Source organism: Salipiger marinus (assembly GCF_900100085.1).
Lineage (GTDB): Bacteria > Pseudomonadota > Alphaproteobacteria > Rhodobacterales > Rhodobacteraceae > Salipiger > Salipiger marinus.
Genome location: NZ_FNEJ01000053.1, coordinates 1 through 7,570 on the forward strand (window position 1 = coordinate 1; position 7,570 = coordinate 7,570).

At 66.9% G+C, this 7,570-nt stretch carries 9 protein-coding genes; 6 read left to right on the forward strand and 3 right to left on the reverse strand.

Translation table 11 applies throughout. From position 1 onward, the window contains the following. Positions 1-327: electron transfer flavoprotein subunit beta/FixA family protein (locus BLR51_RS26300; protein WP_375342705.1), on the reverse strand; the 327-nt coding region annotated here is incomplete at its 3' end. Positions 328-510: 183 nt separating this feature from the next. After that, a complete protein-coding gene (locus BLR51_RS26305) occupies positions 511-2,826 on the reverse strand; it encodes a DNA topoisomerase IV subunit A (protein WP_089852522.1) in 2,316 nt (771 codons plus the stop codon). A 161-nt stretch (positions 2,827-2,987) separates the two neighbouring features. Here BLR51_RS26305 and BLR51_RS26310 point away from each other — a divergent pair, with 161 nt between their 5' ends. The 4 genes from BLR51_RS26310 (at position 2,988) to BLR51_RS26325 (ending at position 5,284) form a co-directional block, all read left to right on the forward strand. Then, on the forward strand, positions 2,988-3,527 hold the full coding sequence (locus BLR51_RS26310; protein WP_089852516.1) for an SH3 domain-containing protein: 540 nt from the start codon (positions 2,988-2,990) through the stop codon (positions 3,525-3,527). A gap of 66 nt (positions 3,528-3,593) precedes the next feature. Further along, positions 3,594-4,427: an SDR family NAD(P)-dependent oxidoreductase gene (locus tag BLR51_RS26315; protein WP_089852517.1), complete on the forward strand. Its 834-nt coding sequence runs from the start codon at positions 3,594-3,596 to the stop codon at positions 4,425-4,427. A 77-nt stretch (positions 4,428-4,504) separates the two neighbouring features. Continuing rightward, positions 4,505-4,708 (forward strand): twin transmembrane helix small protein, encoded by a 204-nt coding sequence (locus tag BLR51_RS26320; protein ID WP_089852518.1) that lies wholly within the window; start codon positions 4,505-4,507, stop codon positions 4,706-4,708. Positions 4,709-4,711: 3 nt separating this feature from the next. Then, complete coding sequence (locus tag BLR51_RS26325) at positions 4,712-5,284, forward strand: cob(I)yrinic acid a,c-diamide adenosyltransferase (protein ID WP_089852519.1); 573 nt, start codon at positions 4,712-4,714, stop codon at positions 5,282-5,284. Here the strand turns inward: BLR51_RS26325 and BLR51_RS26330 are convergent. Then, positions 5,281-6,645, reverse strand: coding sequence for a cytochrome P450 (locus BLR51_RS26330; protein WP_089852520.1), 1,365 nt, complete (start codon positions 6,643-6,645; stop codon positions 5,281-5,283). The two genes, BLR51_RS26325 and BLR51_RS26330, sit on opposite strands and share 4 nt — an antisense overlap. 117 nt (positions 6,646-6,762) lie before the next feature. Between BLR51_RS26330 and BLR51_RS26335 the strand changes: the two genes are divergently transcribed. Continuing rightward, positions 6,763-7,356 (forward strand): hypothetical protein, encoded by a 594-nt coding sequence (locus BLR51_RS26335; protein WP_089852521.1) that lies wholly within the window; start codon positions 6,763-6,765, stop codon positions 7,354-7,356. 119 nt (positions 7,357-7,475) lie between these two features. Then, positions 7,476-7,570, forward strand: a 95-nt coding sequence (locus tag BLR51_RS28075) for a GTP-binding protein (RefSeq protein ID WP_242656859.1), incomplete at its 3' end; no start/stop codon positions are given.

Here is a 7,570-nt window from a genome sequence, read left to right on the forward strand (position 1 = left end):
GACGATGGCGGCAAGGATCTTGGCCACGGCCAGCGGTTCGATGTCCTGATGCACGTCCTCGGCGGCGGTCACCAGAATGGCACGGTCCGCGCCCATGGCCAGCGCCGTGCGCAGCGTTTCCTGCGCCTGCCTGACGCCGATGGAGACAACCACGATCTCGGAGGCCTTGCCCGCCTCTTTCAGCCGGATGGCTTCCTCGACGGCGATCTCGTCAAACGGGTTCATCGACATCTTGACGTTGGCGAGATCGACACCGCTGCCGTCCGATTTAACCCGGACCTTCACGTTGTAATCGATCACGCGCTTCACAGGCACAAGCACCTTCATGAGCGGTTCTCTCCCAGTCTTCGCCGCGCCGGGCGCGGCACCCAGTTTCTTCTGCACGCGGTGATATCGAACTGAACGCAGGGGAAACAGAGCGAATTTGCCCTGCGGATCAGAAAAGGCCGCGGCGGTTCTGCGCCTGTGCGCAGTGACGGGCCCGGCAGCGGGGGCGCCGGACCCGTCGGATCAGGTGAAGCTGTTGTCGCGCGGGAAGCCGCGCGGCGCCATGCGCCCCGACCCCGCCCGCTTGGCGATCCATTCCGCCAGATCGGTCTGGGTGCGGGTGCGGCCCGCCGGATCGCGCCAGCTCAGCCCCTCGGACAGCACGAAGGTGGTGGCATCCGACAGCCCGCCATCCTTGTATTTCTGCAGCCGCACGCCCTTGCCGCGGGTCATTTCCGGCAGTTCCTCCAGCAGGAACACCAGCACCTTGCGGTTTTCGCCCACCACGGCCACGGCATCGCCGCGCACCGGCTTGCAGATCTTGGCGGTCACCCCGTCGCGGACGTTCAGCACCTGTTTGCCGGTGCGGGTCTGGGCCAGAACCTCGGTTTCCGGCACCACGAACCCGTCCCCGGCGGAGGAGGCCAGCAGCAGCCTGCGCGTGGGATCATGGGTGAAGATGTCGACGATCTGCGCCTCGTTCGGCAGATCGACCATCAGGCGCAGCGGTTCGCCCATGCCGCGCCCGCCGGGCAGGCTGGTGGCGGAGACGGTGTAAAAGCGCCCGTTCGATCCGTAGACCAGCAGCTTGTCGGTGGTCTCGGCATGGAAGATGAAGCGCGGGCCGTCGCCATCCTTGAATTTTAGCTCTGATTTCAGGTCGATATGACCCTTCATCGCGCGGATCCAGCCCATCTGCGAACAGACCACGGTGATGGGTTCGCGGTCGATCATCGCCTCGATCGGCACGTCTTCGACCTCGCCGGCCTCGGCAAAGCCGGTCAGCCGCCCGCCGCGGGCCAGATCCTTGGCAAAGGCCTTCTTGACCTCGCGCAGCTGGGCCGTGACGGATTTCCACTGCAGATCCTCGCTGGCCAGCAGATCCACCAGCCCGGCGCGTTCCGCCTGCAGCCGGTCGCGTTCGCCCACCAGCTCCATCTCTTCAAGGCGGCGCAGGCTGCGCAGCCGCATGTTGAGAATGGCCTCGGTCTGCACCTCGGTCAGCACGCGGACCTCGTCCCCGGACAGCGGCGGCGGGGCAGAATAATCGCGTTCCGAGGTGGCGCGGATGAAGCTGCGCGACCAGTCCTCGCGCATCAGCGCCGCCTTGGGATCGTCATCATACCGGATGATGTCGATCACCCGGTCCAGATGCAGATAGGCGATGATCAGGCCTTCCAGCACCTCCAGCCGGTGGTCGATCTTTTCCATGCGATGCGCCGAGCGGCGGCACAGCACCTCGCGCCGGAAGTCCAGAAAGGCGCGCAGCATCTCCTTCAGCGAGCAGACCTTCGGCGTCACCCCGTCGATCAGCACGTTCATGTTCAGCGAGAAACGGATTTCCAGATCCGAATTGCGGAACAGCATGTTCATCAGCATGTCGGGCTCGACGGTGCGGCTGCGCGGTTCCAGCACCACGCGCACATCCTCTGCGGATTCGTCGCGGACATCGGCCAGAATCGGCACTTTCTTGGTCTGGATCAGTTCGGCCAGACGTTCGATCAGCTTGGATTTCTGCACCTGATAGGGGACTTCGGTCACCACGACCTGCCACTGGCCGCGGCCCAGATCCTCCACCTGCCAGCGCGCGCGCAGCCGGATCTGGCCGCGCCCGGTGGCATAGGCCTGCGCGATGTTCTCGCGCGGCTCCACGATCACGCCGCCGGTGGGGAAGTCGGGGCCGGGCACGAACTGCAGCAGCGTCTCGTCGGCGGCCCCGGGGGATTTCACCAGATGCAGGCAGGCATCGATCAGCTCGCCGATATTGTGCGGCGGAATGTTGGTGGCCATGCCGACCGCGATGCCGCTGGACCCGTTGGCCAGAAGATTGGGGTAGGAGGCGGGCAGCACCACCGGCTCTTCAAGGCGGCCGTCATAGTTCGGGCGGAAATCGACGGCGTTCTCGTCCAGCCCGTCCAGCAGCGCCTCGGCCATGATGGTCATGCGCGCTTCGGTGTAGCGGCTGGCGGCGGGATTGTCGCCGTCGATATTGCCGAAATTGCCCTGACCGTCGACCAGCGGATAGCGGATGGTGAAGTCCTGCGCGAGCCGCGCCATGGCATCATAGATCGCCGCATCGCCATGCGGATGGAAGTCCCCCATGGTGTCGCCGGAAATTTTTGCGGACTTCAGGAAGCCTCCGGTGGAACTCAACCGCAGTCTGCGCATTGCATACAGGATACGACGATGCACAGGCTTCAGCCCGTCCCGCGCATCCGGAAGCGCGCGGTTCATGATCGTCGACAGAGCATAGGTCAGATAGCGTTCACCAATCGCCCGGCGGAGCGGTTCGGCAACATTGCGGGGGTTCATGTCGGGGTCATCGACGGTATCGGTCATGGACCGGGTGATACTGCGCCGCATCGGAACGGTAAAGCGGCCCTGCTCTCAAAACTGTGGATGTCCGAAGATTTCCGGGCGCCACCCAGCCAAGGCCCTGCATCCGCGCTTCAAAGCGGCACTGCCGGGGTCACGCCAAGTTACGAGGAAAAGGGTACGTCATGAAAAGCTTCATCCTGCTGACCTTCGCGCTTCTGGGCGCGGCATGGTTCCACCTGTCGGGCGGATCGGAGTATCAGGCGGGCACGCGGGGGCTGCCGCTGCCGAACCTTCTGGCAAGTTCCTATCTGCCGCCCGCGCCGCAGGCCGCAGCCCCGCAGAAGGCGCCGCAGGCGGAGATGGTGCAGCTTGCCACGGCCCGCGCCGGTGAGCCTGCGGTGCAGGTCACCAAGGCTGCCGCCGCTCCTGCCGATCTGGGCGTGACGCTGGCAGCCGCCCCCCGGTCCGCGCCGATCATCCGGGCGGAACCCGCCGTCGCGGTGGAGGAGGCCCCCGAACCCGTCGCCGATCTGCGGCAGGTCACGGGCAGCCGGGTCAACATGCGCTCCGGCCCCAGCACGCGCTATGCGGTGATGGCGCAGCTTGGGCGCGGGCATGAGGTGCAGGTGGTGGCCGATCCGGGCGACGGCTGGGTGAAGCTGCGCAGCGAGGGCGGGCGCATCGGCTGGATGTCGGAAGATTTCCTGCGCGCCGTGAACTGAGCCGCTGCGCTGGACCTCTGATCCCGGCTCCCCTAAGGCTCGGCCTGACGACATGCGGGCAGGGCCATGACAGAACGAACCATCCTCATCACCGGCTGCTCCTCGGGCATCGGGCTGGACGCCGCCCGGGGGCTTCGGGCCCGTGGCTGGCGGGTCTTTGCCAGCTGCCGGGCCGAAGCGGACTGCGCCCGCCTGCGGGCCGAAGGTTTTGACAGCCCGCAGCTGGATTACGCCGACACCGCCAGCATCACCCGCGCGCTGGCGGAGGTGCTGGAGGCGACCGGCGGCAGGCTCGACGCGCTTTACAACAACGGCGCCTTCGCCATTCCCGGCGCGGTGGAGGATCTGCCCACCGATGCACTGCGCGCGCTGTTCGAGGCCAATGTCTTTGGCTGGCACGAACTCACGCGGCAGGTCATCCCCGTGATGCGCGCGCAGGGCCACGGGCGGATCGTCAACTGTTCCTCTGTGCTGGGGCTGGTGCCGATGCCATGGCGCGGCGCCTATGTGGCCAGCAAACATGCGCTGGAAGGCCTGACCGACGTGCTGCGCATCGAAATGGCCGATACCCCCCTTCGCGTCATCCTGATCGAGCCGGGGCCGGTGACCTCGCACATCCGCCGCAATTCCGTGCCGCATTTTGAACGCTGGGTGAACTGGCGCGCCTCGCCCCGGGCCGCGCAATACGAGGCCTCGCTGCTGAAGCGGCTTTACGCGCCCCCGTCCAAGGACCGGTTCGAACTGCCCGCCAGCGCCGTGACCCGCGTGCTGGTCCATGCGCTGGAGGCACGGCGCCCGAAGACGCGTTACTACGTGACGGTCCCGACCCATCTGATGGGCACGCTGCGGCGGCTTCTGCCCACGCGGGCGCTGGACTGGATCATCGCCCGGGCGCGCTGACAGGTCGCGGGGCGGCGGCTTCGCTTTTTGGCCGCAAGCCGCTATGTGATGCGTCATCTGGCAAGGGAGCGCGCCGCATGACCAACGATCCGCTGTTTATCGTCACGGCTGCCGTGATGCTGGGGGTGGTCGCCATCCTGTTCTTCGGCATCGGCAGTTTCGCCAAGGGCGGGGCTTTCAACAAGAAATACGCCAACAAGGCGATGCGCTGGCGCATCATGGCGCAGTTTGCGGCGGTGGTGCTGATCCTGCTGTTTGTCCTGATCCGCGGAAAGAGCTGAACCATGGTTGTGCTGAACAAGATTTACACCCGCACCGGCGACAAGGGCGACACCGCGCTGGTGACCGGGGCGCGCGTGCCGAAATATTCCGTCCGCGTCGACTCCTATGGCACGGTGGACGAGCTGAATTCGGTCTGCGGACTGGCCCGGCTGCATGCCGAGGGCGATCTGGACGTGGCCTTGGCGCGGATCCAGAACGACCTTTTTGATCTGGGGGCCGATCTGGGCCGCCCCGACATGGAACAGGATGCCGAGGCGGGCTACCCGGTGCTGCGCATGGTCGAAGCGCAGGTGACCCGGCTGGAAACCGAGATCGACGCCATGACCGCCGTGCTGGAGCCGCTGCGCAGCTTCGTGCTGCCCGGCGGATCCGCTGCGGCGGCCTTCCTGCACCAGTGCCGCACCGTGGCACGGCGGGCCGAACGGCGCGCGGTGGAACTCGCGGCGTCCGAGACGGTCAATCCCCATGCGGTGACCTATCTCAACCGGCTCAGCGACTGGTTCTTCTGTGCGGCGCGCATGGCCAATGACGCGGGCCGGGCGGATGTGCTGTGGGTGCCGGGGGCGAACCGCTAGGTCAGCGGCTCCGCCTCCAGCCAGACGCCGCCTTCGGGGCGCAGCGTCAGGATCATCACCGGTGCGGGGTCGCGTCCCGGCACCGCGTGAAACCGGAACCGTTTCAGCAGCGTGGCCAGAATGATCACCGCCTCCTGCAGCGCAAAGGCGGCGCCGATGCAGATGCGCGGCCCGTCGCCAAAGGGCAGATAGGCGTAGCGGTCGGGCTTCTGCTGCCAGCGGTCGGGGCGGAAGGCATCCGGTTCGGACCACAGCAGATGGTTGCGGTGCAGCGCGTAGATCGGGATCATCACCGTGTCGCCTTTGCGGATCTCGCGCCCGCACAGTTCGTCCGGCGCCTGTGCCGTGCGCGACACGATGCCCGCAGGCGGATAAAGCCGCAGCGTCTCGTCCACCACCTGCCGCAGGAAGGTCATCCGCGCCGCCTCCTCGCCGGTGGCGGCATCGCCCGCCACATGGGCCTGCACTTCGGCCCGGGCGCGCTCCTGCACCTCGGGGTCGAAGGCCAGCAGATACAGCGCCCAGGACAGGGTCAGCGCCGTGGTCTCATGCCCCGCGACGATGAAGGTCAGCAGGTTGTCGCGCAGCTCGCCCGCATTCATGCGGCGCTTGGTTTCGGGATCCTCGCCCGCCAGCAGCAGATCCAGCAGGTCCGGCACCCCCTGCGGGCCGCGCTGCGCCCGTTCGGCGATGGCGCCATCGGCCACGGATTTCATCTGCCGCAGCGCGCCCGCCGAAAACACCCGCCCCGGACGCGGCACCCAGTCGGGCAGGCCCAGCATGTCGAACAGCGAAATGCGCCCGGCTTCGGCCACGTAATCGTCGATGGCGCGGTGCACCGCCTCGCGCGCGAAGCCTTCGCCGCCCGAAAAGGTCACGTCGGAAATCACGTCGAAGGTGGTGGTGACCATCTCGTCATAAAGGTTCACGGCGCGCGGCCCGGCAGCGGCGATGCGGTCGGCAGAGCGGGTGGCGGCCCCGGTCATCACCGGGGCAAGGTTCAGCACGTTGCGCGCGGAAAAGGCCGGAGCGGCGGCGCGGCGCTGCCAGCGCCAATGCGCGCCCTCGGCCACGAACATCGACTCGCCGATGGCCGGGCGCAGCAGGTTCTGCGTGACGCGGGATTTCGGGTAATGGTCCAGCCGTTCCAGCAGCATGGTCCGGATCGCGCCCGGATCCATCACCATATGCCAGCGCGCGCCGGTGCGGCCCGACACCATGGGCTGCCGCGTCGCCAGATCGGGCAGGATCGCCAGCACGTTGCGCCGCGCCAGTTTGAGACTGCCGAACAGCCCCAGCGGTTCGGTCACCAGCGGCACGCACACCGGCAGGCGCGCAGGGATCGGGGTCTGATCGGTCATGGGGGCCTCCTGCCTATCAAGATAGGGTGGGGCGGCGGCCCCGGAAAGCCCGGGGCGATTGCGAAGGGGCGGCTGCTGCGCTATGCCGCGCCGACCCTTGCAGATGGACCCTCGCCCATGCTTCGCCTGATCGCCGCGCTGACCCTTGCCCTTGGGCTTGCCGCCTGCGCCAATGGCCAGCGTGATCTGGAAAACCCGGCCACAGCACTGGGGGATTTCCAGCTGGGCTTTGTCGAGGTGGTGGCGCCCAATCTGGTCAAGGGCCCGCTGTCGCGTGACGCCAGCGCCGAGGAGTGGACCACCGCGATGGAGGCCGCACTGGCCGAACGGTTCACCCGGCAGAGCGGCGGCAAATACTACCATCTGGGCGTCAGCGTCGAGGGCTTTGTGCTGGCGCAGCCCGGCGTGCCCGTGGTGCTGAGCCCGAAATCCGCGCTGATCTTCCGCGTCACGGTCTGGGATGACGCGGCGCAGGCCAAGCTCAACACCGAGCCGGAACAGATCACCGTCATGGAATCCTTCAGCGCGGAAACCGTGGCCGGATCGGGGCTGACCCAGTCGCGGGACGAACAGATGCGCAACCTGACCACCAATGGCGCGCTGCAGGTGGAACGATGGCTGCGCCGACAGATGCGGGACGAAGGCTGGTTCGGGGGGCTGCCGGAGCCCGCCGCAGCCAAGGACAAGGTCGCGAAAACCGTTCCCGAATGACCACGCCCGCAAGGGCTTGGCGCCATGAGGTGCTTGATTTTCCGTCTCCGACTCAATACATGGCCCGCGATGCGAAACCGGGTCACGTTCGACCCCCTAGAGGCGAGACGTCTGGAAAGATGGCAAAGGCAAAGTTTGAGCGGTCCAAACCGCACTGCAACATCGGCACGATTGGTCACGTTGACCACGGCAAGACGACGCTGACGGCGGCGAT

What these genes read in the sequence shown, in the direction of transcription:
- BLR51_RS26320 (WP_089852518.1), top strand. Translation starts at nt 4,505, where the DNA reads ATGACCAACGATCCGCTGTTTATCGTCACGGCTGCCGTGATGCTGGGG.
- BLR51_RS26335 (WP_089852521.1), top strand. Translation starts at nt 6,763, where the DNA reads ATGCTTCGCCTGATCGCCGCGCTGACCCTTGCCCTTGGGCTTGCCGCC.
- BLR51_RS26315 (WP_089852517.1), top strand. Translation starts at nt 3,594, where the DNA reads ATGACAGAACGAACCATCCTCATCACCGGCTGCTCCTCGGGCATCGGG.
- BLR51_RS26330 (WP_089852520.1), bottom strand. Translation starts at nt 6,645, where the DNA reads ATGACCGATCAGACCCCGATCCCTGCGCGCCTGCCGGTGTGCGTGCCG.
- BLR51_RS26305 (WP_089852522.1), bottom strand. Translation starts at nt 2,826, where the DNA reads ATGACCGATACCGTCGATGACCCCGACATGAACCCCCGCAATGTTGCC.
- BLR51_RS26325 (WP_089852519.1), top strand. Translation starts at nt 4,712, where the DNA reads ATGGTTGTGCTGAACAAGATTTACACCCGCACCGGCGACAAGGGCGAC.
- BLR51_RS26310 (WP_089852516.1), top strand. Translation starts at nt 2,988, where the DNA reads ATGAAAAGCTTCATCCTGCTGACCTTCGCGCTTCTGGGCGCGGCATGG.